The organism is Pyxidicoccus sp. M15 (assembly GCF_056858435.1).
Genome location: NZ_CM166495.1, coordinates 5099306 through 5122243 on the forward strand (window position 1 = coordinate 5099306; position 22938 = coordinate 5122243).

Annotated in this window: 22 protein-coding genes; 16 read left to right on the top strand and 6 right to left on the bottom strand. The window is 70.7% G+C overall.

All coding sequences use genetic code 11. The annotated features are described in order from the left end of the window. The first annotated feature begins 25 nt into the window (after positions 1 to 25). Positions 26 to 1144: a 3-deoxy-7-phosphoheptulonate synthase gene (locus ACX9TP_RS19305; protein ID WP_482981198.1), complete on the top strand. Its 1119-nt coding sequence runs from the start codon at positions 26 to 28 to the stop codon at positions 1142 to 1144. A 220-nt stretch (positions 1145 to 1364) separates the two neighbouring features. On the opposite strand, the gene pheA is transcribed toward ACX9TP_RS19305, so the two are convergent. The 3 genes from pheA to ACX9TP_RS19320 are packed head-to-tail and all read right to left on the bottom strand — an operon-like array spanning position 1365 to position 3737. Further along, positions 1365 to 2186, bottom strand: a complete 822-nt coding sequence (gene pheA, locus ACX9TP_RS19310; RefSeq protein ID WP_482981199.1) for a prephenate dehydratase — start codon at positions 2184 to 2186, stop codon at positions 1365 to 1367. Further along, positions 2179 to 3315, bottom strand: a complete 1137-nt coding sequence (locus ACX9TP_RS19315; RefSeq protein ID WP_482981200.1) for a bifunctional chorismate mutase/prephenate dehydratase — start codon at positions 3313 to 3315, stop codon at positions 2179 to 2181. Before ACX9TP_RS19315 ends, pheA begins: the two co-directional genes overlap by 8 nt. Then, complete coding sequence (locus ACX9TP_RS19320; RefSeq protein ID WP_482981201.1) at positions 3312 to 3737, bottom strand: GNAT family N-acetyltransferase; 426 nt, start codon at positions 3735 to 3737, stop codon at positions 3312 to 3314. Before ACX9TP_RS19320 ends, ACX9TP_RS19315 begins: the two co-directional genes overlap by 4 nt. A 104-nt stretch (positions 3738 to 3841) precedes the next feature. On the opposite strand from ACX9TP_RS19320, the gene ACX9TP_RS19325 reads away from it, so the two are divergent. From ACX9TP_RS19325 to ACX9TP_RS19340, 4 genes are all read left to right on the top strand, one after another. After that, on the top strand, positions 3842 to 4396 hold the full coding sequence (locus ACX9TP_RS19325) for an RNA polymerase sigma factor (protein ID WP_482981202.1): 555 nt from the start codon (positions 3842 to 3844) through the stop codon (positions 4394 to 4396). Continuing rightward, positions 4393 to 4986, top strand: a complete 594-nt coding sequence (locus ACX9TP_RS19330) for a hypothetical protein (protein ID WP_482981203.1) — start codon at positions 4393 to 4395, stop codon at positions 4984 to 4986. Before ACX9TP_RS19325 ends, ACX9TP_RS19330 begins: the two co-directional genes overlap by 4 nt. A 4-nt stretch (positions 4987 to 4990) precedes the next feature. Further along, on the top strand, positions 4991 to 5584 hold the full coding sequence (locus tag ACX9TP_RS19335) for a Spy/CpxP family protein refolding chaperone (RefSeq protein ID WP_482981204.1): 594 nt from the start codon (positions 4991 to 4993) through the stop codon (positions 5582 to 5584). Between the two features lie 76 nt (positions 5585 to 5660). Continuing rightward, positions 5661 to 7145, top strand: a complete 1485-nt coding sequence (locus ACX9TP_RS19340; RefSeq protein ID WP_482981205.1) for an amino acid permease — start codon at positions 5661 to 5663, stop codon at positions 7143 to 7145. On the opposite strand, the gene ACX9TP_RS19345 is transcribed toward ACX9TP_RS19340, so the two are convergent. Next, complete coding sequence (locus tag ACX9TP_RS19345; protein WP_482981206.1) at positions 7108 to 7536, bottom strand: EVE domain-containing protein; 429 nt, start codon at positions 7534 to 7536, stop codon at positions 7108 to 7110. The two genes, ACX9TP_RS19340 and ACX9TP_RS19345, sit on opposite strands and share 38 nt — an antisense overlap. A 227-nt stretch (positions 7537 to 7763) precedes the next feature. Here ACX9TP_RS19345 and ACX9TP_RS19350 point away from each other — a divergent pair, with 227 nt between their 5' ends. Further along, complete coding sequence (locus ACX9TP_RS19350) at positions 7764 to 8558, top strand: SDR family NAD(P)-dependent oxidoreductase (RefSeq protein WP_482981207.1); 795 nt, start codon at positions 7764 to 7766, stop codon at positions 8556 to 8558. 177 nt (positions 8559 to 8735) lie between these two features. Continuing rightward, complete coding sequence (locus tag ACX9TP_RS19355; RefSeq protein ID WP_482981208.1) at positions 8736 to 9680, top strand: CPBP family intramembrane glutamic endopeptidase; 945 nt, start codon at positions 8736 to 8738, stop codon at positions 9678 to 9680. An 87-nt stretch (positions 9681 to 9767) separates the two neighbouring features. Here the strand turns inward: ACX9TP_RS19355 and ACX9TP_RS19360 are convergent, their stop codons facing one another. Together ACX9TP_RS19360 and ACX9TP_RS19365 are read right to left on the bottom strand one after the other, a co-directional pair. Then, on the bottom strand, positions 9768 to 11804 hold the full coding sequence (locus ACX9TP_RS19360; protein ID WP_482981209.1) for an amylo-alpha-1,6-glucosidase: 2037 nt from the start codon (positions 11802 to 11804) through the stop codon (positions 9768 to 9770). Positions 11805 to 12023: 219 nt separating this feature from the next. Then, positions 12024 to 12224 (bottom strand): hypothetical protein, encoded by a 201-nt coding sequence (locus tag ACX9TP_RS19365; RefSeq protein WP_482981210.1) that lies wholly within the window; start codon positions 12222 to 12224, stop codon positions 12024 to 12026. Between the two features lie 370 nt (positions 12225 to 12594). On the opposite strand from ACX9TP_RS19365, the gene ACX9TP_RS19370 reads away from it, so the two are divergent. From ACX9TP_RS19370 to ACX9TP_RS19410, 9 genes are all read left to right on the top strand, one after another. Then, positions 12595 to 13167 (top strand): polysaccharide biosynthesis/export family protein, encoded by a 573-nt coding sequence (locus tag ACX9TP_RS19370; protein WP_482981211.1) that lies wholly within the window; start codon positions 12595 to 12597, stop codon positions 13165 to 13167. Positions 13168 to 13251: 84 nt separating this feature from the next. Next, positions 13252 to 14400 carry a hypothetical protein gene (locus ACX9TP_RS19375; protein WP_482981212.1) on the top strand — a complete coding sequence of 383 codons (1149 nt, stop codon included), beginning with the start codon at positions 13252 to 13254 and terminating at the stop codon, positions 14398 to 14400. 14 nt (positions 14401 to 14414) lie between these two features. Beyond that, positions 14415 to 15842: a GumC family protein gene (locus tag ACX9TP_RS19380; RefSeq protein WP_482981213.1), complete on the top strand. Its 1428-nt coding sequence runs from the start codon at positions 14415 to 14417 to the stop codon at positions 15840 to 15842. A gap of 30 nt (positions 15843 to 15872) precedes the next feature. Next, positions 15873 to 16610 carry a CpsD/CapB family tyrosine-protein kinase gene (locus ACX9TP_RS19385; RefSeq protein ID WP_482981214.1) on the top strand — a complete coding sequence of 246 codons (738 nt, stop codon included), beginning with the start codon at positions 15873 to 15875 and terminating at the stop codon, positions 16608 to 16610. A 101-nt stretch (positions 16611 to 16711) separates the two neighbouring features. Next, positions 16712 to 18079: a polyisoprenyl-phosphate hexose-1-phosphate transferase ExoE gene (gene exoE / locus ACX9TP_RS19390; protein ID WP_482981215.1), complete on the top strand. Its 1368-nt coding sequence runs from the start codon at positions 16712 to 16714 to the stop codon at positions 18077 to 18079. Positions 18080 to 18194: 115 nt separating this feature from the next. Further along, positions 18195 to 19274 (top strand): gluconeogenesis factor YvcK family protein, encoded by a 1080-nt coding sequence (locus ACX9TP_RS19395; protein WP_482981216.1) that lies wholly within the window; start codon positions 18195 to 18197, stop codon positions 19272 to 19274. A gap of 35 nt (positions 19275 to 19309) precedes the next feature. After that, positions 19310 to 20428 (top strand): GNAT family N-acetyltransferase, encoded by a 1119-nt coding sequence (locus ACX9TP_RS19400; protein ID WP_482981217.1) that lies wholly within the window; start codon positions 19310 to 19312, stop codon positions 20426 to 20428. Beyond that, the gene (locus ACX9TP_RS19405) at positions 20425 to 21594 is read left to right on the top strand and encodes a DegT/DnrJ/EryC1/StrS family aminotransferase (RefSeq protein WP_482982195.1); all 1170 of its coding nucleotides are present in this window, start codon (positions 20425 to 20427) and stop codon (positions 21592 to 21594) included. Before ACX9TP_RS19400 ends, ACX9TP_RS19405 begins: the two co-directional genes overlap by 4 nt. A 53-nt stretch (positions 21595 to 21647) precedes the next feature. Beyond that, positions 21648 to 22850 (top strand): GNAT family N-acetyltransferase, encoded by a 1203-nt coding sequence (locus ACX9TP_RS19410; protein WP_482981218.1) that lies wholly within the window; start codon positions 21648 to 21650, stop codon positions 22848 to 22850. Positions 22851 to 22938 lie beyond the last annotated feature (88 nt).

Here is a 22938-nt window from a genome sequence, read left to right on the forward strand (position 1 = left end):
CAACGCCGCGCGGGAGAACCACAAGATGATCGTCATGCTCGAGCCGGACTCGCCTGAGTCCGTGGTGTCCACCGTCCTCAAGGTTGCTTCCCAGTACAAGGGAATAACCCCTCGGGCACACGTCATGGAGGGCGCCGAGTACACGGTCACCGAGGTGTATCTGCTCGGTCCCACCGCGCAGGTTCCCACCGAGCCCTTCGAGCAGATTCCGGGCGTTCGCCAGGTCGTTCGCGTGTCGCAGAAGTACCGCGTCATCGGGCGGCACAAGGGCCAGGTGGCCTCGTCCGGCTTCGAGTACAACGGCGTCACCTTCGACGAGAAGTCGGTGCAGCTGTTCGCGGGCCTGTGCGCCGTGGACAACCGGGAGAACGTCGACACGATGATGGCCGCGCTCGCGAAGTGCGGCATCAAGACGACGCGCATGGGCGCGTACAAGCCCCGCACCAACCCCTACGAGTTCCAGGGCCTGGGCGCCGCGTGCCTCCCGTGGGTGTTCGAGTCCGCGGGCAAGCACGGCATCAAGGTCATCGCGATGGAGGTGACGCACCCGCGCCACATCGACGAGATTCGCGACGCGCTGGAGCGCTCGGGCAACGCCACCGGCGTCATGCTCCAGGTGGGCACGCGCAACGCGCAGAACTTCGAGCTGCTCAAGAGCATTGGCCAGCAGCGCACCTTCCCCGTGCTCTTCAAGCGCGGCATGGGAATCACGCTCGAGGAGTCCCTCAACGCGTGCGAGTACGTGGCGAGCGAGGGCAACCCGAAGATTGTCTTCTGCCTCCGCGGCGTGAAGACGCACCTGGGCGACCCGCACCGCAACATGGTGGACTTCGCCCACGTGCCGGTGGTGCGGCGGCTCACCCGCATGCCCGTGTGCGTGGACCCCTCGCACGCCATCGGCCAGGCGGCGGCGCCGCCGGACGGGCTGCCGGACATCTTCCACGCCATCGGCCAGGGGCTCATCGCCGGCGCGTCCATGGTGCTGGTGGACTTCCACCCGCATCCGGAGGCCGCCCTGTGCGACGGCCCGCAGGCCCTGCGCCTGGAGCAGCTCCCCGCGCTCCAGAACTACACGCGCATCATCCGCGACGCGTACCAGGCCGCCGTGAAGAACGGCGACGGCAGCAAGGCCATCGCGTCCTGAAGTCCACCGGCGTGGGGCCTCACGCGAGTGGGGCCCACGCCGTGCCGTCGTCGCCGTGACGAACGGCGGCGGCTCGCCCGCCGCTTCCCGCGCCGCGTGGGCGTAACGCCTCACACGCGTGGGGTACGCGCCGCGCCGTCCCCGCCTTGAAGAACGGCAGCACGCTGGCCGCCATCCTGAAGTTTCCGGTGAGGACGTGCGGTTCCGGAAGCTCGGAGCGCTACGCCACCCCGTAGCTGCCGAGCACCCGCAGGGTGATGCAGGCGCCCTGGGCGGCGTCCACCGCCTCGCGCACCCGCGGGTCCTCCAGCGCGCCGTCCACGTCCATGCACCAGACGTACTCCCACGCGCGCCGCTGCGGCCGGGACTCCAGCCGCGCCACGTTGAGCCCGCGCGAGGAGAAGGCGCTCAGCACCCGGTACAGCGCGCCGGCCGTGTTCTCCACCGTGAAGGCCAGCGCCGTCTTGCGCCGCGTCCACGCGCGCTCGGGCGCGGGGCCCAGGGTGACGAAGCGCGTGTGGTTGTCCGGCGAGTCCTCCACGCCCACGTCCAGCACCGCCAGCCCGTACAGCTCCGCCGCCATCCGGCTGGCGATGGCCGCCGTGCGAGGAGGGGCCTCCTCCGCCACCCGGCGCGCGGCGATGGCGGTGTTCGTCTCCGGCAGCGGGAGGATTCCGCGCCTGCGCAGGTAGCCCGCGCACTGTGCCAGCGCCTGCGGGTGGGACAGCACGCGCTCGATTCCGTCCAGCGTCCGCCCCGGCGGGGCGAGCAGGCAGTGGCGGATGCGCAGCGACAGCTCGCCCGTAATCTGCAGGTCGTGCTCCAGCAGCAGGTCCACGTTGTCCACCACGGGGCCGCCGAGGCTGCTCTCCACCGGCACCACGCCGCCCTGCACGCGGCCTTCCGCCACGGACTCGAAGACGGCGCGGAAGGTGAGGACGGGGACGGACTCCACCAGCGGGCCGTGCAGCGCGCGCACGGCCTCCTCGCCGTAGGCGCCGTGCTCCCCCTGGAAGGCGATGCGGCGCTTCGGCTCAGCCATGAGGGCCCTCCGCGCGCTCGTACGTGCCCAGCACGCGCAGGAACGAGGTCAGCGGGCGGATGTCATCCAGCGCCGCCATCAGCGGCGCCGAGGCCGCGTGGCCCTCCACGTCCAGGTAGAAACGGTACTGCCACGGCTGGCCCGGAATGGGGCGCGACTCCAGCTTGCTCAGGTTGACCCCGCGCAGGGTGAGCCGCTGCAGCATCTCCCCCAGCGTCCCAGGCTTGTGCTCCAGCACCATCAGCAGCGACGTCTTGCACGGCACGCCCGGCGCCAGCGGCGTGGGCTCGCGGCCCACCTCCACGAAGCGCGTGTAGTCCGACCCGGGCTGCAAGTCCCTGGCGAGCACCTCCAGCCCGAAGCGCTGCGCCGCCGTCTCGCTCGCAATCGCCGCCACCGTCGGGTCATTGCGCTCGCGCACCTTCTGCGCCGCGCCGCCGGTGTCCGCGTCCGGCACCGCCCGCGCCCAGGGCACCCTCGTGCGCAGGAAGGCCTCGCACTGGGCCAGCGCCTGCGGGTGGGAGAGCACCTCGCGCAGGCCCTCCAGCTTCGCGCCCGGCAGCGCCAGCAGCCGGTGGTCCACCTGGCTCACCAGTTCCGCGGTGATGACCACGCCGCCCTCGGCGAGCAGGTCATACGTCTCGTTCATGCTGCCCGCAGTGGTGTTCTCAATGGGCAGCAGCACCAGGTCCTGCTCGCCGCGGCGCAGGGCCTCCAGGGCCTCACGGGGCAGGTCGAAGCCGGTGAGCAGCACGCCGCCGGGCCGCTTCGCGTAGCGCTGGCGCGCGGCCATGTGGCTGTAGGAGCCCTCGACGCCCGGGTAGCCCACGCGCAGGGGCGTGGTGTCCAGCCGGGTGACGAGCGCCTGCTGCCGCGCCACCGACATGTCGATGAAGAGCCGCCAGATGCGCTCCACCTCGTGCGGGTCCAACCCGTGCTCGGCGGCGCGGGTGCGGATGCGGCGCAGGAGCAGGTCCTCGCGGCGCTGGTCTCGGAAGGGCGCCGCCGCGGCCAGCTTCGTCCGCGCCACGTCGTCCGCCAGGTCCATGCGCCGCCGGAGGGCATCGAGGATTTCCTCGTCGATGTTCTCGATGGCGACGCGCACTGCCTCCAGGTCGGGGAGGGTCATCGGGAAGCCTCCAGGGTTCTCCACATGAAATGGTGGAGGCCGATGCCGGGAAGCTCGAAGGGGTCCCCCTTCTGCGAGAAGCCGAGCGAGCGGTAGAAGCCCGCGGCCGTCATGCGGGCATTGCACCACGCCAGGGTGCCGCCCTGGCCCCGGGCGTGCTCCAGGCAGGCGCGCAGGAGGGCGGCGCCGTGGCCGGAGCCCCGGAGGGTGGGGTCCACCGCCATGCCCCGCAGGCGCCACGCCGTGGTGGTGCGAAGGGCATCCGGCGGCGGCTCCCGGTAGAGGGAGGCCACTCCCACGAGGCGGCCCGCCGCGTACGCGCCCAGGTGGAGGGTGTCGACGTCCTCGTCCCCGGGGTAGACGACCAGGTTGGGCGACTGGTGGGGGCGGAGCACGGCATGGCGGAGAGGTCGGGTCTCCACGGCGGGAATACGGCGGATTTCAGGGGCACTCACGGATTCGAGTATGCCGGTTTCCCCACCCGTGCGTCCTCATTCGCGTGGAAGTCGATGGAGGTCGTTTCACCGTGAAGGGCACCGCCATCCTGGACGAGCCGACGAGCCCGCCGCGCGCCACGGCCGCGCGGGACTTCGACGCGCTCCTGGAGGCGGAGCAGGGCGGGCTGTTGCGCCTCGCCCGGAGGCTGGTGTGGGACGGCGAGGAGGCGAGGGACCTGGTGCAGGCCACTCTGGCCGACGCCTATGAGAAGCGCCACGCGCTGCGGGACGTGAAGGCCGGCCCCGCGTGGCTGCGCAGCATCCTGGTGTCCCGCGCCATGGGCCACTTGCGCCGGCGCCGGGTGTGGATGCTCGTGCGCGAGGCGCTCGACTTCGGGCCTTCCCAGGAGCGCTCCCCGGAGGAGCACTTCGCCGGGGCCGAGCGCTGGCGCACCTTCGGCCGCGCGCTGCGGACGCTCCCCGCGCAGCAGGCCACCGCCTTCACCCTCCGCTACCTGGAGGGACTGGACCTGGACGCCATCGCCGGGGCCATGCGCATCGGCCGGGGCACCGTCCGCATCCACCTCTACCGCGCCCTCAAGAAGCTGAAGGCCGCCGACGCACTGGAAGGAGACACCCCATGAGATGCCACGACGCGGCCACAGCCCTCATGGAGGAGGGCCGCTCTCGGGAATTGCTGGCCCACCTGGAGACCTGTGAGGAATGCCGGGCCCTGGCCGCGCTCCACGCCTCCGCCTCCGCGCTGCGCCTGCCGTCGCCTCCGGCGCTGCCCCCCATTCCCCGCGACGCCGTGCTGGGCGAGGTGCGCCGCCGCGTCATCCGCCGCCGCGCCGCCGCCGGGGCCGTGGCGTCCCTGTGCCTGGCCGGGCTGATGCTGTGGACGCGCTCCCCCACGCCGGTCCTGGATGAGGGGACGTCTCCCGAATACCCCGAGGACGTGCTCACTCCCCGCGCCGAGCTGGGGATGACCGGCGGACCTCGTGAGGAGGAACTTCCCGAGGAGGCCCCCGCCCGCGCCGTGCTCGCGGGGCGGGGCTCCCTGATGAACCTGATGGGCGAGGTGCGCGGCTACACGCGCCGCGACCTGGTGGTCCACGACGAGACGTACCGGCCCTATGGAACGCTCGCCGCGTGGCTGCGCCCTCCCGACTCCCGCGCGCTGGAAACCCCGCCGTTCCGAACGGCGGTCTTGACCCTCTATCCTCAGGAGTGAAGCGATGAAGACACGCGTTTCGAAGCTGTGGAGCACCACCGTGGCCGGCCTGTTGTTGGCGGCACCCGCCCTGGCCCTGGCCCAGGCGGACGAGGACGTCGTCATCCAGTCTCCCGGGCCCGCCGGGCACCGGATGCTGGTGCTGGGAGGTGGGCCCGGGGCGATGCCGCTGGGCCCGCTGCCCGCGGCCGCCAACGGCATTCCCCCGCACCTGGTGGAGAAGCTGGGCGTGCCGCGCGACGTGGCGCAGAAAATCAAGGACCTCTCCTTCGAGTCCAACGAGGCGCTGATTCCCCTCGAGGCGGACCTCAAGCGCGCCCAGCTCCGGCTGGAGCGCCTGCTGAGCGCGCCCACGCCGGACGAGCGCGCCATCCTCACCCAGTCCGAGGAGGTGGGCCGCGCGGAGACGGCGGTGCGCCGCAACCGCCTGTCGCTGATGGTGCAGATCAAGAAGCTGCTGGGCCCGGACCTCTGGCAGAAGCTGGAGGCGGAGATGGGGCCGGTCCGCGTCGAGAAGCGCATCGAGATTCTCCGGGGCCCCCACGGTGAGGGGCCCGCGCCGCGCCCTGGCACCCCGGCGCCGCCTCGCAAGCCGTAGCGTTCCGGACAGACGCGGGCCCGGGAGGGCGTCCCCTCCAAGGTCTCACCCCCGGGTCCGCGTATCCTGGCACGCCATGGCCACCACTCCGGACCGTGAGCGCCAGCTCGAGGAGGACGCCGCCCAGCTCCAGCGGCTGGGATACGCGCAGCAGCTGTTGCGCGACATGGGCGGCTTCTCCAACTTCGCCGTCTCCTTCTCCATCATCTCCATCCTCACCGGCGCGGTGACGCTGTATGGCCACGGGCTGCGCTTCGGCGGGCCCTACGTCATGGGCGTGGGCTGGCCGCTGGTGGCGGTGCTGACGCTCGCGGTGGCGGCGAGCCTCGCGCAGCTCGCCTCGTCCTTCCCCACGGCGGGCGCGCTCTACCACTGGGCCGCCATGCTCGGAGGGCCCCGGGTGGGCTTCTTCACCGCGTGGCTCAACACGGTGGGCCAGTTCGCGATTACCGCAGGCATCGACTACGGGCTGGCGGAGTTCCTCGCGGACATGCTCGGCCTGTCCCGCGAGCGCGGGGACGTGCTCCCCTTGTACGCCGCCATCCTGTTCTCCCACGCGGTGCTCAACCACGTGGGCGTGCGCGTGGTGGCGTGGCTCAACGACTTCTCGGCCTGGTACCACCTCGTCGGCGTGGCGGTGCTCATCGGCGCGCTCGCCGCGCTGGCGCCGAGGCAGGACGTTTCCTTCCTCCTCACCCGCGTCAGCGTGGAGAGCCCCTCCTGGTACGCGTACGGCTTCCTCATCGGCCTCTTGCAGGCGCAGTGGACCTTCACCGGCTACGACGCCAGCGCCCACATCTCCGAGGAGACGAGAGACCCGACGCGCAATGCGCCCTGGGGCATCTTCCTGTCCGTGGCCGTCAGCGCCGTGGTGGGCTACGTGCTGCTGGGGGCGGTGACGCTGGCCATCCAGGATTTGCCCGCCACCGTCGCCGCGCCCAATTCGTTCCTGTACGTACTGACGAACGCGCTGGGCCCGTCCATCGGTGGCGCGCTGGTGTGGGTGGCCATCGGCGCCATGTGGTTCTGCGGGCTGTCGTCGGTGACGTCCAACTCGCGCATGCTGTTCGCCTTCGCGCGGGACAACGGCCTGCCCGGCTCGCGGTGGCTGAAGCACGTGTCGCCGCGCTTCCGGAGCCCGTCCGTGGCGGTGTGGGTGTCCGTCGTGGCCGCCTTCGTCGTGGCGCTGTGGGCCCAGGCGTACGCGGCCATGGTGGCGCTGAGCACGCTGGCGCTCTACGCGTCGTATGCGCTGCCCATCTGGGTGGGCTGGCGGGCGCGCCGCTCCGGGACGTGGTCCCACCAGGGGCCGTGGGATCTGGGCCGCGCGTCGCCCTGGGTCAACGCGGTGGCGCTCGTCTGGTGCGCCGTCATCATGGTGCTCTTCGTGCTGCCGCCCAACCAGCTCGCCGGCTACACCTTCGCCGGCGCGCTGGTGCTGCTGGGGCTCTACTGGGGGCTGGCGCAGCGGCACACCTTCAAGGGGCCCCAGGTGACGCTGCTGCGGCCCCCGGCGGCGCGGGCTACTTCGGAAGCGCGGTCTTCCCCATCTTCAGGATGAGCTTGAAGTGCTCCGCGGTGACGGGCACCACGCTGATGCGGCTGCGCGCGAGCAACTGGCAGTCCTTCAGCGCGGGCGTGGCCTTGATGGTGGCCAGGTCCACCGGCTGCTTGAGCGCGAAAGCGGGGCCCACGTCCACCGAGGCCCAGTCCTCGCCCGGCGCGGTGGGGTCCGGGCCGGCGGCGGCGAGCACCTTCGCCACGGCCACCACGGCCTTGCCCTCGTTCGAGTGGTAGTAGAGACACAGGTCGCCGGGCTTCATCGCCCGGAGGTTGTTGCGCGCCTCGTAGTTGCGCACTCCGGTCCACTCCGTCTTCCCGTCCTGCTCCAACCGGGCGTACGCGTAGACCGAAGGCTCGCTCTTGATGAGCCAGTACTGGGGTTTCGCCATGGCGGCGGAACATAGAGCAGGGGAGGGCGCTGGGGGCCAGCGGGGAATGTGTCGCCACGCACTCGGATGCACCGGACTCCGGGCCCGGGCACGGGAGCGGACACTCGCGGTGAAAGCGGCGTGCGCGCCCGGAGCTTCCAGGACAGGGTGCGTCCCCTCCGCACGGGAGTCGTGCGCCCGGCCATGGGCCCCGTTACAGGGTGCGGCCAACTTCGGGAGTGGAACGCATGGACCTGGAACTGAAGGACAAGGTTGCGCTGGTGAGTGGCTCCACGGCGGGCATCGGCCTGGCCATCGCGGAGGCCCTGGCCCGTGAGGGCGCGGAGGTCATCGTCAACGGCCGCACGCAGGAGCGCGTGGACGCGGCGCTGAAGGAGCTCCGCGGGAAGCAGCCCGGCGCGAAGCTGCGCGGCGTGGCGGGCGACCTGGGCACGCGCGACGGCGTGGCCCGGATGCTCCAGGAGGTGCCCCGCGTGGACATCCTGGTGAACAACCTGGGCGCGTTCGCGCCGCACCCCTTCGAGGAAATCACCGACGAGGACTGGTTCGGCATCTTCGAGGTGAATGTGATGAGCGGCGTGCGGCTCAGCCGTCACTACCTCAAGGGCATGCGCGAGAAGAACTGGGGCCGCATCCTCTTCATCTCCAGCGAGTCCGGCATCCAGATTCCGGTGGAGATGGTCCACTACGGTGTCACCAAGACGGCGCAGATTGCGCTGGCTCGCGGCATCGCCGAGGGCACGGTGGGGACGAACGTCACGGTGAACTCCATCCTCCCCGGCCCCACGCGCTCGGAGGGCGTAGAGGGCTTCCTGGAGAACCTGTCGCGCCAGCAGGGCGTGGACGTGGCCACGGTGGAGCGCGACTTCTTCAAGAATGCGCGGCCCTCCTCGCTGCTCCAGCGCTTCGAGCGGCCGGAGGAGATTGCCGCGCTGGTGGCCTTCGTGTGCAGCCCGAAGTCCTCCGGCATCAACGGCGCGGCGCTGCGCGTGGACGGCGGCGTGGTGCGCGCCATCGCCTGACGCGGAGCGGGCCGGAGGGCGTCCTGTTCGGAAATGTCGGGGGGTTCGCTGCGGGAAATGTCCCGACATTTCCGAACAGCACGCACCCGCACTGCTGCCGGGGCCTGGCTGGCGTGACGGCGCCCGAGCCGCGTGCGAGCATCGGCGGAACGCTCCGCCACGCAGGCTCCCGCGCCCATGGATTCACCGTCCACCTTCCGTCGCGTCCTCCTTCACCCCTTCACGCGGCTCGTGCTCTGCGTCGTGCTCTCGGTGGCGCTCGCGCTGCTGCTGCACGGGCTCGGCTATCTCCTCGGCTTGCAGCGGCGCCTGCCCGGCCCCCCCGGCGTCCTGCTCATGTCGGTGTTCAATGCCACCAGCGTCCTGCTGGCGATGTGGCTGGTGGAGTGGGGCCTCGGACGCCGGACGCTCGCGCAGCTGGGCCTGGGACGGCACCGTGCGGTGAGAGACCTGGGGTGGGGCCTGCTGCTGGGGCTGGGGTTGCTCAGCGCGGTGGTCGGCATCCTGGCGCTGGCCGGCTGGTACCACCTGGTGGATGGTCCTCCGGAGACAGTCCAGGACGAGGCCCGGGACGCGCTCTGGTGGGCGGCCATCTTCACGGCGGCGGGTTTCTTCGAGGAGGTGGCCTTCCGGGGCATCGCCTTCCGGCTGCTGGAGGAGTGGCTGGGCTCGGCGGCGGCGCTGGCCCTCAGCAGCGCCTTCTTCGGCCTCGTCCACGCGATGAATCCGAATGCCACCTGGTTCGCCACGCTGGCGATTGCGCTGGAGGCGGGCGTGCTCCTGGCTGCGGCGTACATGCTGACCCGCTCGCTGTGGTTCGCCACCGGGGTGCACATCGCCTGGAACTGGACCCAGGGCGCACTCTTCGGCGTCGCCGTCTCGGGCACGGGCGTGGCCTCGCTGCTGGAGAGTCGGATGGAGGGGCCCGCGGTCTGGACGGGGGGCTCCTTCGGCGCGGAGGCGAGCGGCGTGGCGGTGCTGCTGTGCACCACCGCTGGCGTGCTGCTGCTGGTGTCCGCGGCGCGCCGGGGGCAGTGGGTCGCCTTCATGCCCCGCCGCCGGGCCCGTCGCGCGGCGCGGCTTCCGGCGCCCGAAGCCGCGTCGCCAGGCCTGCCGCCGTGACGACGTGGAGGTTGTCCGCACGGTGAGGCGCGCCCCTTCGCATGACGCCATGGAGGATGTCCGCGTGGGTGTGGCGCGGCCTTCCGATCACGTCACATGTGTCTTCATGAACACGCGCAGCGCCTCCGCCACGCTCCACGCCTGGGCGATGCAGCCGCGCGGCAGGAAGGGCTCGGTGGCGTCGAAGATTTCGCTGAGCTGACCGATGCCCATGTGCAGCAGGTGCTCTTCCAGGCCCCGCAGGAGCGCGCGCGCCGCCGGGATGTCCGGGTTCACCTTGAGCGTCGCGTCCACGTAGTGGCCGATGAGCCAACCCCACACGGTGCCCTGGTGGTACGCCGCGTCCCGCGCGCGCAGGTCACCATCGTAGTTCGCCTTGTAGTCCGCATGCCCCGGCGCGAGGCTGCGCAGGCCCACCGGTGTCACCAGCTCGCGCCGCACCACCTCCAGCACGGGCTCCCAGCGCTCGCGGTGCAGCACCGGGTGCTTCAGGGAGATGGCGAACACCTGGTTGGGGCGGATGGCCGCGTCCTCCTTCGCGTGCTCGCCGTCCACCACGTCGAAGAGACACTGGAGCTTCTCGTTCCAGAAGCGCCGGTTGAAGCTGCCGTAGGCCTTCTCCGCCGCCGCGAAGTAGGGCCGCGCGTCGTGTCCCAGCCGCTCGGCCCAGGTGGCCATCAGCCGCAGGGCGTTGAACCACAGGGCGTTGATTTCCACCGCCTTGCCCCGCCGCGGCGTCACCACCCAGCCGTCCACCTTCGCGTCCATCCACGTGAGCTGGTAACCCTCCGCGCCCTGCCGCAGCAGCCCGTCCGCCGGGTCCACGCCGATGTGGAAGCGCGTGCCCTTCTGATGGTGTTCGATGATGGAGCGCAGCGTGGGGAAGAGGTCTCTCAGCAGCTCCTCGTCCTTCGTGGACTCGAGGTACCGGTCCACCGCGTGGAAGAACCAGAGGGTGGCGTCGGCCGTGTGGTAGACGCCCTCGCTCTCTCCGTCGGGGAAGTAGTTGGGGATGAGGCCGTCGCGCACGTAGTGCTGGAAGGTGCGGAGGATGGCCGCCGCCTCGTGGACACGACCGGTGCACAGCGTCAGGCCGTCGAACGAAATCATCGTGTCCCGGCCCCAGTCGGTGAACCAGTGGTAGCCGGCGATGACGCTGCGCGCGTCCTGGCCCATGGAGCGAGCCCATGCGTCGTCCGCGGCGCGCATCGGGGCGATGATGAACTGGTCCGCCGCGAGCACCAGCCGTGCGGGCACTCCGGTCCGCGCCTCCGGAGGGGCGCGGGTGATGAGCCGCCGCTCACGCTCCAGCTCCAGCGCGAAGACCTCGGCCGGGTTGCGCTCCAGGCAGCTCCAGGCGTCCGTGGTGATGCCCAGCGCGAGCGTCTCGCCCGGGGCCACCCTGCACTCGAAGTAGCCCGGGGAGTGCTGCACCTCCGTGTGCTCGTACCCCCGCGCCTTCTCCACGCGGTAGAGCTGCACGGCGGACGTCTGCGCCAGGCCCACGAAGGGCGAGGCGAGGCTTCCGTACATGCGCAGGCGCACGGGCGGCACGTCGTCCGCAATCCGCAGCTCCACCTGCGCGCCATCGAGGACGACGGTGGACTCGAGGTGCCGGGAGGGGATGGGCCTGTCGTGGGGCCGGTCCACGGGGAAGGGGCGCAGCCGCAGGGCGACTTCCGGTCCGGACACGTGCTCCCAGGCGATGAAGACGGTGTTCTCGCCGTGGGCCATCACCAGCTTGCGCCGCAGGCGCGCCGGACCGAGCTGGTACTCCCAGACAGGCACCAGGCCGTCGAGGTGGAAGCCTCGCAGGTGCAGCGCCCCGTCCTGGTGGGTGGTGCCATCCGCGCGCTCCTCGGAGTCGAGCCGGTACGTCTTCCCGCCCACGTCCGCGTGCTCCACCAGGCGGGCCAGCAGCACCGTGCGGCCGCGCTTCTCCAAGGTGGGGATGAACAGGCCGTGGTAGCGGCGCGTGTTGCAGCCCACCAGCGTGCCGGACGCGTAGCCGCCGCGACCGTTGGTGATGAGCCACTCGTGGGACAGCTCCTTGCGGAAGTCCGGGCCTTCGGGCCACTCGAAGCCGAGGCGGGGGAGGGCAGGGGAGGGGTGGTCCGGAGTCACGCCGTCTTCTCCTCGGTGCTCGTCGGCACCCGCGCAGTCTGCCCGGGGACGTTCAGCCTTCCGTGGCGACGTTGTGCATGCGCGCTCTCCGAGGAAAGCACCGGGAGTGGCGGCCCGGTACGCGGACAAGACACCTGCTGCTTCCCTGGCTGCTCGGTGTCCTTGAAAGAAAAAGGGCCCGGCCTCTTCTACAGGCCGGGCCCCGGACTCCTGAAAAGACTACGCCTGCTTCACCACGCCACCGGTCGGCGCTGCAGCCGTCGCCTTGCCGTTGAGCAGCGAGCTGCTCGCGTAGAGCGCCAGCCCCACCACTCCCAGCACCGCTGCTTCCATATGAGACGCGAACGACACGCCCATCAACGTCATGGCCCCAGTGCCCATCGCGAACGCCGCCGCCACCGCCCCTGCCGCCTTCCTCATCCGCCTGTCTCCCGGGCCCCCCGGCCCCCGTTGTGTGTACCGTGTTGCCTCGCCCGTCTTCCCTATCAAGACGCGTGCCACGCACGGCACGTATGGAATGAGAAGGCGTGTGGCTCGGGGTGGGTAAACCTCTTCTCTGATCTGACCCCTCCCTGCAGAAATCACTGGATGGGACGCCAGTACGATGCCGGAAAAATTTCCAGGTGCCGGGGACCTCTCCAGGTGGGGCACTTCGTAACCCACGACGATCCATGGACTTTCCCTCCCCGAGGCGCGTGGCACATCCGCTGCTATGGGACTGCCGCCGGAAGCGTGGCGCAACTGACTTCAAGGCCATGCACGAGACATCCGCAGCGAGGGAGAGCAGACGATGGGCAAGACGAGCGCGGGGTTCTGGACGGTGGTGGGCGTGATGCTCCTGGCGGGCTGCGCCCACCAGCCGAATGTGAAGGTGGACAATTCGGAGCAGCCCTACCGGATTGGCCGTGAGGACGTGCTGGACATCGCCGTGTGGCGGGATCCGGAGCTGTCGCGGACGCTGCCGGTGCGCCCCGACGGCTTCATCTCCATGCCGATGGTGGGCGAGCTCCAGGCGGCGGGCAAGACGCCCACGGAGCTGGCCGAGTCCCTGAAGCAGAGCCTGCAGCCGTACGTGCAGGAGCCCCGCGTGACGGTGATTGTCCGCGAGGTGAACAGCAGCCGGGTGTTCGTCACCGGTGAGGTCCACAACCCCGGCGCCTATCCGCTCCGCGGTCGTGTGTCGCTCCTGCAAGCCATTGCGCTCGCGGGCGGCTTCACGGACTTCGCCAACTCGGACGGCATCGTCGTCATCCGCACCGACACCAACGGCGGCCAGATTCCGGTGCGCTACAGCGACCTGATTTCGCCTGACGGCGGCCAGGAGCTCTTCCTGCGGCCGGGTGACACCATCGTCGTGCCGTGAGTGGTGTCGCGTGCGGTGAGGGGTTTCAGAGGTATGGGCGTCGTGGTTCGGGACGGTGGGTGGCGTGTGGGACGGAGGGCGACGGTGAAGGGCAACTGGAAGAAGTGGCTGCTCACGGGCCTGATGCTCGTCGCGCCGGCCGCACGGGGCGCGACGGTGTGGGAGCCGAAGGTGCGGCTCACCGCGGAGGAGCGCTACGACGACGACCTGCGCCTGGGTGATGGCACGGGCGGCGGCCAGCTGATGACGAAGCTGACGCCTCGGCTGGGTGTGGAAGGTGGCGACGGGCGGCTGAAGCTGGACGGCTTCTACGCGGCGGACCTCCTCATGCGGCACGGCTCCGGCAAGGTGACGCTGGACCACCGCGCGGGGCTCGAGGCCCACCACGTGCTGACGCGCCGGCTGAAGGTGGACTCGGCCGTCCGGGTGTTCCGCGTGACGGACCCGTCCTCGCTTCCGCGTGACGGACTGGCGCGCTCGACGTCGCCCACGTTCTTCACCCAGGCGAACCTGAGCGCCACGGCGCGCACCACGGAGCGGCTGGACGTGCGCGCCGGCTACAAGTTCGAGGCGGTGCGCATCCTCGAGTCGGGGCAGGAAGCGGGCTACGCCCACACCCCGTCGGTGGAGGCCTGGTACCGCACCACGCGGCGGCTGAGCGTGGGCCTGGAGTACCGGTACCAGGGCTTCCTCTACCAGGGGGAGCTGGCCCAGTCTCACGGGGCGGCGGCGGGGCTGCGCTATCGGCTGACGCGGCCGACGACGCTCCTCGTCCGGGCGGGCCCGGTGCACTACGTGGGGCCCGATGGCCTCGAGCGCGGCTGGGTGCCGCGCGTGAATCTGGAGTTGCAGCGGGAAGGCGAGCTGCTCGACGTGGGCGTGGCGGTGGGCCACGACCTGGTGGGCGCGAGCGGCTTCGCCAACGCGGTGTGGGCGGACTACGCGTCGCTGATTCTGGCGCGGCGCTTCACGCAGCGGTTCAACGTCTTCGGCGCGGCCAGCTTCTTCCGTAACGGTCGTGCGCCGGACCGGGAGTGGGGCGTCTTCAGCGGCTCGCCGCTGGTGTCGCAGGGGTATGCCTTGAGTGGTGGGGTGGAGTACCGCATCAACCGGCGCATTTCCGCGCAGGGTGCGGTGGACAGGATTGCTCAGGTGGGTGTGGCGGAAACGGCGGGCGCGGTGGACCTGACGCGCAATGTCTTCGCCGTCCGACTGGTGGTGACGCCTTGGTAGCTACAGCGAGAGGGATGGAGGAGGAGCGGAACATGGAGCGAGGGATGACGGCGGACCAGCTGCTGGCTGCCCTGTGGCGCCGCAAGGCCTTGGTGGGAGCCATCGCAGCGGCCGTTTTCGCGGTGGGCGCGGCCATCGTGATGACGCGGCCGAGCATGTACGACGCGTCGGTGGTGGTCCGCGTGGAGCCACAGCGGCCGGGTGAGGAGATGGTGCAGCGCACGGTGAGCGAGCTCATCGAACAGCGGCTGCTCACGGTGAGGCAGGAGCTGCTCGCCCGCCCCGTGCTCCAGAAGGCCATCGAGGAGATGAACCTCTACCCGGACATCGTGTCCGAGAAGGGCATGGAGTCCGCGGTCGCCCAGATGCGCAAGGACCTCACGGTGCGCATCGAGGGGGACACGGCCTTCGAGCTCACCTACTCCAACCGGGATCCGCAGGTGGCCGCGCAGGTGGCCAACCGGCTGCCGGACATCTTCTCCGCGGAGACGCTGAAGATCCGCCAGGCGCAGGCGGCGCGCGCCACGGAGCTGTTCAACGAGGAGATGGGCAACCTGGGCGTCGCCGTCTCGTCCTGGGAGCGCAAGATTGCCCAGTTCAAGGTGGACCACCTGGGTGAGCTGCCCGAGCAGATGGAGATGAACATGCGCGGCCTGGAGCGCGTGTCCCAGCTCATGCAGACCAAGTCCGAGGAGCTGCGCGCCGCCGAGGCCCGCCGCTCCGACCTGGCCCGCGCCCGCAACGCGGTGGACAGCGAGGCCGGCCGGCTCGAGGCCGCGGAGAACGGCCTCACCCGCGCCCTGGTCAACGCCCGCACCCAGTGGACGGAGGACCACCCTGAAATCAAGCGCCTGTCCTCGGAGCTCGACAACATGACGAACAAGCGCAAGGACGCGGAAGGCCGGCTGTGGGCCGAGCGCGCCGAGCGCACCCGGGTGGCCCAGCTCATCGAGTCCGTCCAGAAGGACATCGTCGACCTGCAGAAGCAGGCCGAGGTCTACCAGGCGCGGCTCACCAACACCCCGCGCTGGGCGCACGAGCTGGCGGTGATGAACCGCGACTACGACATCACCCGCACCAAGTACCAGAGCGTGGTGAGCCGCAAGGTGGAGGCCGAGCTGGCGCAGGAGCTGGAGGCCAAGAGCGCCAAGAGCCTCTTCAACGTCATCTCCCCCGCCGGCGTGCCGGCGGTGCCTGCCCGGCCGGACCGCATGACGGGCATGCTCATCGCGCTGCTGGTCGCCCTCGGCCTGGGTGTTCTCACCGGCGCGGTGCTCGAGATGCGCGACGACAGCCTGCGCGACGGCACCGAGGTGCGCGAGCGCCTCACCCTGCCGGTGCTCGCGGTGGTCCCGGATATGCATGGCAAGACGGAGCGGCGGATTCTGATGCCGGCTTCGGGGGCTCGAAACAGCGTGTCTTCCCCCACGTCGTTGAACTGAGTCGCCGAAGAAAGGACGGAGGACCGAGAGATGGATCAGACGATGGAGCGGGCGGGCAACTTCCTCCCCCGAGTGGATGACAACGCGACGGGTGGGAACGTGGTGGACCGTCGCGTGGTAACGCTGACGGCACCGGCTTCGGCGGCGGCGGAGCAGTACCGCAGTCTTTATTACAGGCTGGAGCGGATGCGGGAGCTGCGGCCGATGAAGGTGGTGGCGCTCACCTCGGCCATGCCCGGCGAGGGCAAGACGGTGACGAGCGTGAACCTGGCGCTCGCCGCGGCCCGGGCGAACCCGGAGCGCCGCATCCTGCTGGTGGATGCGGACCTGCGCCGGGGCGGCGTGGCGGCCACGCTGGGCATGCGCAACAAGACGGGCCTGGCGGAGCTCTTGGCGGGTGAGTGCGAGGTGCGGGACGTGGTGCGGCGCTTCAACTCCACGCGCCTGGCCATCATCCCCGCCGGCGCCACGCCGGAGGAGCCCACGCAGGTGCTGGCCAGCGCGCGGATGAAGCAGTTCCTCAAGGCCGTGCGCGAGGGCTTCGACGAGGTGTACGTGGACCTGCCGCCGACGCTGCCGTTCGCGGACGCGGCAATCCTGGGTCACCAGGTGGACGGGGTGCTGATGGTCATCCGCGCCAACGTCACGCCGGGCAAGTCGGTGCACCAGGCGGTGGAGAGCCTGGGCGGCGCGCCCATCCTCGGGTGCGTGCTGAACGGCGCGGAGACGCAGGCGACTCCGTACCTGAAGAACTACGAGAAGAAGTAGCACCGGGCGGCCTCACGCTTCCCGCCCCTGGCAACAACGGGGGCGGGCGGCTGGAGGCGGATGCGAGGTTGGCTGGTCGGGCGGGTTGGTTGGAGGGGCACGTGCTCCGCGTTTTTCACCACTACTTTTCTGCAAAGAAACTGACTTTCTTCCTCGCCGAGAGCTCGGCGATCGCGTTGGCCTGTGTCATGGGCGCGGCGGCCTGCGCGGCACTCTTCGCACCCACGGGGACTCAGCCCCCGCTTTCCGAGATGTGGCCCACGCTGCTGGGACTGGGCGCCGCTTTCGTCGTCACCTTCCAATTCACGCTGTACCTGCTGGACCTGTACGACTTGCGAGTGGCGGCCGAGGACCGGGTGCGGGGCTACCGGTTCCTGAAGGCCGCGGGTGTCACCGCCATGGTGGCGGGGGTGGTGATGCTGGTGGTGCCGCTGGTGCTCCCGGTGGCGCTGCCTCCGGGCACGCTGCTGGGCGGGGCGATGGGCGCCCTGGCCGGCACCCTGATGGTGCGGGTGTCCATCCGCGCGCTGGTGGGCGCACCGGACACCGTCCTCCTGGTGGGGGATGGCCCCAAGGCCCGCGCGGTGGCGAGCGCCATCGAAGCGGGCGGCGAGGGCAGCTACCGCGTGGTGGGCCTGGTGGACCCGCGCGGCGCCTCCGAGCCGCTGGAGCGGACGGCGGCCCGGCTCAATGCGTCCTACGTCGTGCAGGCGGCGGACGACATGCGCGGGGCCAACTGGGTGGAGTCCCTGCTGAGCTGCCGGCTGCAGGGCCGCCGGGTGTACGAGGCGGCCGGGTTCTGCGAGCGGGTGCTGCGCCGCATCCCGGTGCAGTTCCTCCGGGCGAGCGACTTCGCCTTCGCGGACGAGCTGACGGTGTCGCCGCTGCGCCGCTCGCTCAAGCGCGGCTTCGACATCCTGGTGGCCTCGCTGCTGCTGCTGGCCGCCGCGCCCTTCCTGCTGATTGTCGCGGTGGCCATCAAGCTGGACTCCAAGGGACCCATCTTCTACCGGCAGGAGCGCACCGGCCTGGCCGGCAGCACCTTCCACCTGTGGAAGTTCCGCAGCATGCGCACCGACGCGGAGAAGGACGGCGCGGTGTGGGCCCGGGCGAATGACGACCGCGTCACGCGGGTGGGGCGCTTCATCCGCCGCACGCGCATCGACGAGATTCCCCAGGTCTTCAACGTGTTGATGGGGGAGATGAGCTTCGTGGGGCCCCGGCCGGAGCGGCCCGTGTTCGTCGAGCAGCTGAAGCAGCAGATTCCGTTCTACGGGCTGCGCGAGGCGGTGAAGCCGGGCCTGACGGGGTGGGCGCAGATTCGCTACCCCTATGGTGCCTCGGTGGAGGACGCGCGGAACAAGCTCGAGTTCGACCTGTACTACGTGAAGAACGGTTCGCTGTTCCTGGATGTGGGAATCATTTTCCACACCGTGAGGCATGTGCTTCTCGGTCGTGGGGCTCGGTAGAGAGTTGCTGGCAGTACCGCTGCGTTGGCCTCTTTCTTGGATGAGGAGGCCCACGCGGCGGGCCCGCCGGGTGTTGGGGTGGCGGGTCTTGGGCGTCGTGGATGGGGGTAGGGCAATGATGGGGATGGACTTGGATTCGTCGCTCCCGGAAGGCTGGGAGGACACGCGCCGCAGGCTGGAGCAGGAGCGCGAGCGCAACGAGCTTTTGCAGCCCCAGGTGGAACGGCCCACGCGCATCGTCGCCATTGGCGGCGGGACGGGGCTTCCCATGGTGCTCCGCGGCCTGGCCCGGCGCGCGCTGCCCAGGCCCGGGGACCCGGGCGTGGACATCACCGCGGTGGTGGCCATGAGCGACGACGGAGGCAGCTCCGGCCGCCTCCGCCGCCTGCACGGGGCGCTGCCCCCGGGTGACATCCGCAACTGCCTGGTGGCGCTCGCGGGTGGGAAGAACGCGCTGAAGGACGTCTTCCAGTTCCGCTTCGGCGGGGCGCGCGGCCTGGCCGGGCACGCGGTGGGCAACCTGCTCATCGCCGCGCTGGCGGAGCTGAAGGGGGACTTCCTCGAGGCGGTGCGCATGTCCGGCGAGCTGCTGGGCTCGCGGGGGCAGGTGCTGCCCTCCACGCTGTCCTCGGTGCAGCTGGTGGCGCAGATGCATGACGACACGGAGGTGGTGGGCGAGCGCAACATCACCCGCGCCCACGGCCGGGTGCGCCGGGTGTCGCTCAGCCCGCGCTCGCCGCCGCCGGTGGAGGGGCTGTTGGAGGCCATCTACACCGCGGACCTCGTCGCGATTGGCCCCGGCTCGCTCTACTCGAGCGTGCTGCCCAACCTGCTGGTGGACGGCGTGGCCCAGGCGCTGAAGGAGACGCGCGCGCTGAAGGTCATGGTGTCCAACCTCATGACGCAGCCGGGCGAGACGGACGGCATGACGTGTCTGGACCACGTGCAGGCCGTCATCGACCACGTGGGCCCGGTGCTGGACGCGGTGCTGGTGAATGGCACCTCGCCCTCGGACGAGTCCATGAAGCGCTACGCGCGGCGTGGCTCGTTCGTCGTCCCGGTGGACCGACGGGACCTGATTGCCGCCGGCGTGGTGCCGGTCCAGGCCGACCTCCTGAAGGAGGGGTCCAGGATCCGACACGACAGCCGCAAGGTTGCCTCCTGCCTCCTGAAGATGGCCCGCAGCGGCTTGTAGCCGCGCGGGGCCGTCACCACCTTTGGCGCCCGATAATGGAAGCTAGACAACTCAACGCTCGGCCGTCCGTCGTGGAAGTCAACGACCGGGCGGCCTTCATGACCCTGGAAGCCGAGTGGAACGCGCTCGTGGAGGCCACCTCCAACGAGCTGTTCTACCGGCACGAGTTCCTGCGCATCTGGCTGGACAACTTCGCGCCCGGTGCGCGCCCGCGCGTCCTCACGCTGCGCGACGGCGACGGCCGGCTGACGGCGGCGCTGCCGCTGTGGGAGGAGCGCACCACCCTGTACGGGGTGCCGGCGCGGCAGCTCTCCGCGATGGCGAATGTCCACTCCTGCCGCTTCGACATGCTGGCCCAGGAGCCGGACGTCGCCGCGCAGGCCTTCCTCGCGCACCTGCGCCAGGTGGGCGGGTGGGATGTGCTGCGCCTGACGGACGTGCCGGACGGCGGCGCGGCCTGGCGGCTGCACGCCCAGGCCCGCGAGGCGGGAATGCCGGTGGGAGAGTGGGAGTCGCTCCAGTCGCCCTACATTCCCCTGCCGGCGAGCCGGGACGCGTACCTGGGCAAGCTGCAGTCCAAGTTCAAGGCCAACTGCCGCAGGCGCCGCCGCAAGCTGGAGGAGCGGGGCCGCGTCACCTTCGAGCGGGTGGACGGCGGCTTGAGCCTGGAGGGCACGCTGGAGGAGGGCTTCCTCCTCGAGCAGAGCGGCTGGAAGGGTGAGCGCGGCACGGCGATGGCGCAGGACGCGCGCACGCGGGGCTTCTACACGGAGCTGGCGCGGGACGCGGCGTACCGCAAGCGCCTGGCGCTGTACTTCCTGCGGGTGGACGGCAAGCCGGTGGCCTTCCACTACGGGCTGGAATACGGCGGGCGCTACTTCCTCTTGAAGCCCGGCTACGACGAGAGCCTGCGCGAGTGCAGCCCGGGGCAGCTCCTCGTGGAAGAAGTGGTGGGCGACTGCATCGACCGGGGCCTGGGCGAGTTCGACTTCCTGGGACCGGACATGGTGTGGAAGCGCGACTGGACGGACCAGGTGCGCCGCCACACGTGGCTCTACGTATTCAATGACTCCACCTTCGGCCGGGCGCTCTGCGCGGCCAAGTTCCGGTGGGGACCCGCGATGAAAGAGGTGGTGGCGAGATGGAAGCGATGAAGCCCACGGGGAAGCTGTTCGTACCGTCCCTGCCGACGCTCTGGCCGCACATGCTGATGTCGCGGCCGAAGCCGGGGGCGCTGCCCCCGTTCTCCTCGCCCAACGTCCGCTACTTCTACTTCGCCCGCAACGCCATCTGGCTCACGGTGAAGATGCTGGGCCTGGACGCGGGTGAGGTGCTCATGCCCGCCTACCACCACGGCGTGGAGGTGGAGGCCCTGGTGGACGCCGGCGCCACGCCGCGCTTCTACCGCGTGGGCAGCCGCTGGGACGTGGACCTGGAGGACGTGGCCCGCCGCATCGGCCCGAAGACGAAGGCCCTGTACCTCACGCACTACGCCGGCTTCCCCGGCCCGGTGCAGGAGATGCGCAAGCTGGCGGACCAGCACGGCCTCATCCTCATCGAGGACTGCGCGCTGTCGCTGCTGTCGTCGGACGGCGCGGTGCCGCTGGGCACCACGGGTGACGTGGGCATCTTCTGCCTCTACAAGACGCTGCCGGTTCCCAATGGTGGAGCGCTGGTCGTCAACGGCCCGCGCCAGTACAGCCTGCCGGAGCCTCCGGCGCCACCGTCCGCGTCCACCTTCAGCCACACGGTGTCCGCGCTGCTGCAGAACCTGGAGCTGCGGGGCGGCGCCTTCGGCCGCGCGGTGCGCAGCGGGGTGCGCGCGCTGGGCCACGGCACGGTGAAGGCAGCCAGCATCGAGCGCGTCGCCACGGGCACGCAGCACTTCGACCGCAAGCACGTGGACCTGGGCATGAGCCCGCTGACGAAGCGGATTGCCCAGGCGCAAGATTTGGAGTCCATCGTCGAGCAGCGCCGGCGCAACTACTTCTTCCTGCTGGGGCGGCTGCGGGACGTGTCCCCGCCGCTGTTCAACCAGCTGCCGCCGGGGGCGTGCCCGCTGTTCTACCCGATGGTGGTGCAGGACAAGGCGGAGGTGCTGGCTCGCTTGAGGGCGCAGGGCATCGACGCCATCGACTTCTGGAAGCGCTTCCACCCGGCGTGTGATGCGTCGGCGTTCCCCGAGGTGGCGCAGCTGCGCAGGTCCATCGTGGAGATTCCGTGCCACCAGGACTTGTCGCCGGAGGTCATGGCGGACGTGGCGGCGGCGGTGCGCGAGGCGCTGAAGTCGGACCGTCGGACGAAGAAGCGCGCGGGCTGAGCAGGACACAGGGTACAGGGGAGGGACGACCGTCCCTCCGGGAGGGCGGGGCGGTGATTCGCGAGGCAGAGCTGACGCAGGGGCCGCAGGTCGCGCAGTGGCTGGAGGTGGGTGCCGTGGGCAGCACCTCCGCGCTGGCGGGCATGCGCAAGGAGTGGGACGCGCTGCTCGACGCGAGCGACGCGGGCCCCTTCAACGCCTGGGAGTGGCTCTATCCCTGGTGCCGGCGCATCGCCACGAACCGGCGCCCGTTGGTGCTCACGGCGAGAGACCGCTCGGGGGCGTTGGTGGGACTCCTGCCGCTCTCCGTGGAGTACCGGAGCGTGGCGGGCGTGCCGGTGCGGCGCCTGAGCTTCCTGGGCGAGACGCACGTGGGCAGCGACTACCTGGACGTGGTGGCGAAGCGCGGCCAGGAGAAGGAGGTGGCGCACACCTTCGCGCGGATGCTGTACGCGCTGCGCGACGAGTGGGACGTGCTGGACCTCACGGACCTGCGTGAGGGCTCGCCCACGGTGGACGTGCTGCGCGAGGTGTTCCCCGGCGGCGACGTCCGCGTGGCGGAGCGCTACGTGTGCCCGTACGACACGCTGGACCCGAAGGAGCCGTTCGACGCGTTCCTCAAGCGCACGGGCCGGCGCGACAACTTCCTGCGCCGGCGCAAGTGGCTGGAGAAGCAGGAGGGCTACCGGATTGAGCGCACGGAGACGCCGGGGGAGCTGGCGGCGCCGCTGACGGACTTCTTCCGGCTGCACTCGGCGCGGTGGGCGTCGGACGGCGGCTCGCAGGGCATCAAGGGCAGCGGCGTGGAGGCGTTCCACCGGGATGCCACGCAGTTCCTGGCCGAGCGGGGCCGGCTGCGCATGTACACGATGAAGGTGGGGGGCCGGGCGGTGGCCTCGGTGTACGGCATCCTCCACCGGGACAGCTTCGTGTACTTCCAGTCCGGGTATGACCCGGAGTGGCGCAACCGCAGCGTGGGCCTGGTGCTGGTGGGCGAGACGTTCCGGGACGCCATGGCGTCGGGCTGCACGGAGTATGACTTCCTGCGCGGCACGGAGACGTACAAGTCCGACTGGGTGACGAAGCAGCGGCACACCGTGTCGGTGCGCGTGCACAGTGGCACGTGGACCGGGCGCTGGTTCACCCAGTCCGAGGAGCTGGCGCGCAACGTGCGCAACGGCGCCAAGGCGGTGATGCCCAACACGCTGGTGGAGAAGGTGCGCCGCTTCCGCCGGCGTCAGGCCGCGGTGGAGTAGGGCGCGACGCTTGCCCCGGACGTGACTGTCCGGGGCCTGGGCCTCTTCTACATTCCCCGCGAGCAGGACCTCGCCTTGTCCGTCGTGA

Bases quoted from the DNA above. Each gene is read 5' to 3' on its own strand.
- ACX9TP_RS19305 (WP_482981198.1), top strand. From the start codon at position 26: ATGATCGTCATGCTCGAGCCGGACTCGCCTGAGTCCGTGGTGTCCACC.
- pheA (WP_482981199.1), bottom strand. From the start codon at position 2,186: ATGGCTGAGCCGAAGCGCCGCATCGCCTTCCAGGGGGAGCACGGCGCC.
- ACX9TP_RS19315 (WP_482981200.1), bottom strand. From the start codon at position 3,315: ATGACCCTCCCCGACCTGGAGGCAGTGCGCGTCGCCATCGAGAACATC.
- ACX9TP_RS19330 (WP_482981203.1), top strand. From the start codon at position 4,393: ATGAGATGCCACGACGCGGCCACAGCCCTCATGGAGGAGGGCCGCTCT.
- ACX9TP_RS19335 (WP_482981204.1), top strand. From the start codon at position 4,991: ATGAAGACACGCGTTTCGAAGCTGTGGAGCACCACCGTGGCCGGCCTG.
- ACX9TP_RS19340 (WP_482981205.1), top strand. From the start codon at position 5,661: ATGGCCACCACTCCGGACCGTGAGCGCCAGCTCGAGGAGGACGCCGCC.
- ACX9TP_RS19345 (WP_482981206.1), bottom strand. From the start codon at position 7,536: ATGGCGAAACCCCAGTACTGGCTCATCAAGAGCGAGCCTTCGGTCTAC.
- ACX9TP_RS19350 (WP_482981207.1), top strand. From the start codon at position 7,764: ATGGACCTGGAACTGAAGGACAAGGTTGCGCTGGTGAGTGGCTCCACG.
- ACX9TP_RS19355 (WP_482981208.1), top strand. From the start codon at position 8,736: ATGGATTCACCGTCCACCTTCCGTCGCGTCCTCCTTCACCCCTTCACG.
- ACX9TP_RS19365 (WP_482981210.1), bottom strand. From the start codon at position 12,224: ATGAGGAAGGCGGCAGGGGCGGTGGCGGCGGCGTTCGCGATGGGCACT.
- ACX9TP_RS19370 (WP_482981211.1), top strand. From the start codon at position 12,595: ATGGGCAAGACGAGCGCGGGGTTCTGGACGGTGGTGGGCGTGATGCTC.
- ACX9TP_RS19380 (WP_482981213.1), top strand. From the start codon at position 14,415: ATGGAGGAGGAGCGGAACATGGAGCGAGGGATGACGGCGGACCAGCTG.
- ACX9TP_RS19385 (WP_482981214.1), top strand. From the start codon at position 15,873: ATGGATCAGACGATGGAGCGGGCGGGCAACTTCCTCCCCCGAGTGGAT.
- ACX9TP_RS19395 (WP_482981216.1), top strand. From the start codon at position 18,195: ATGATGGGGATGGACTTGGATTCGTCGCTCCCGGAAGGCTGGGAGGAC.
- ACX9TP_RS19400 (WP_482981217.1), top strand. From the start codon at position 19,310: ATGGAAGCTAGACAACTCAACGCTCGGCCGTCCGTCGTGGAAGTCAAC.
- ACX9TP_RS19405 (WP_482982195.1), top strand. From the start codon at position 20,425: ATGAAGCCCACGGGGAAGCTGTTCGTACCGTCCCTGCCGACGCTCTGG.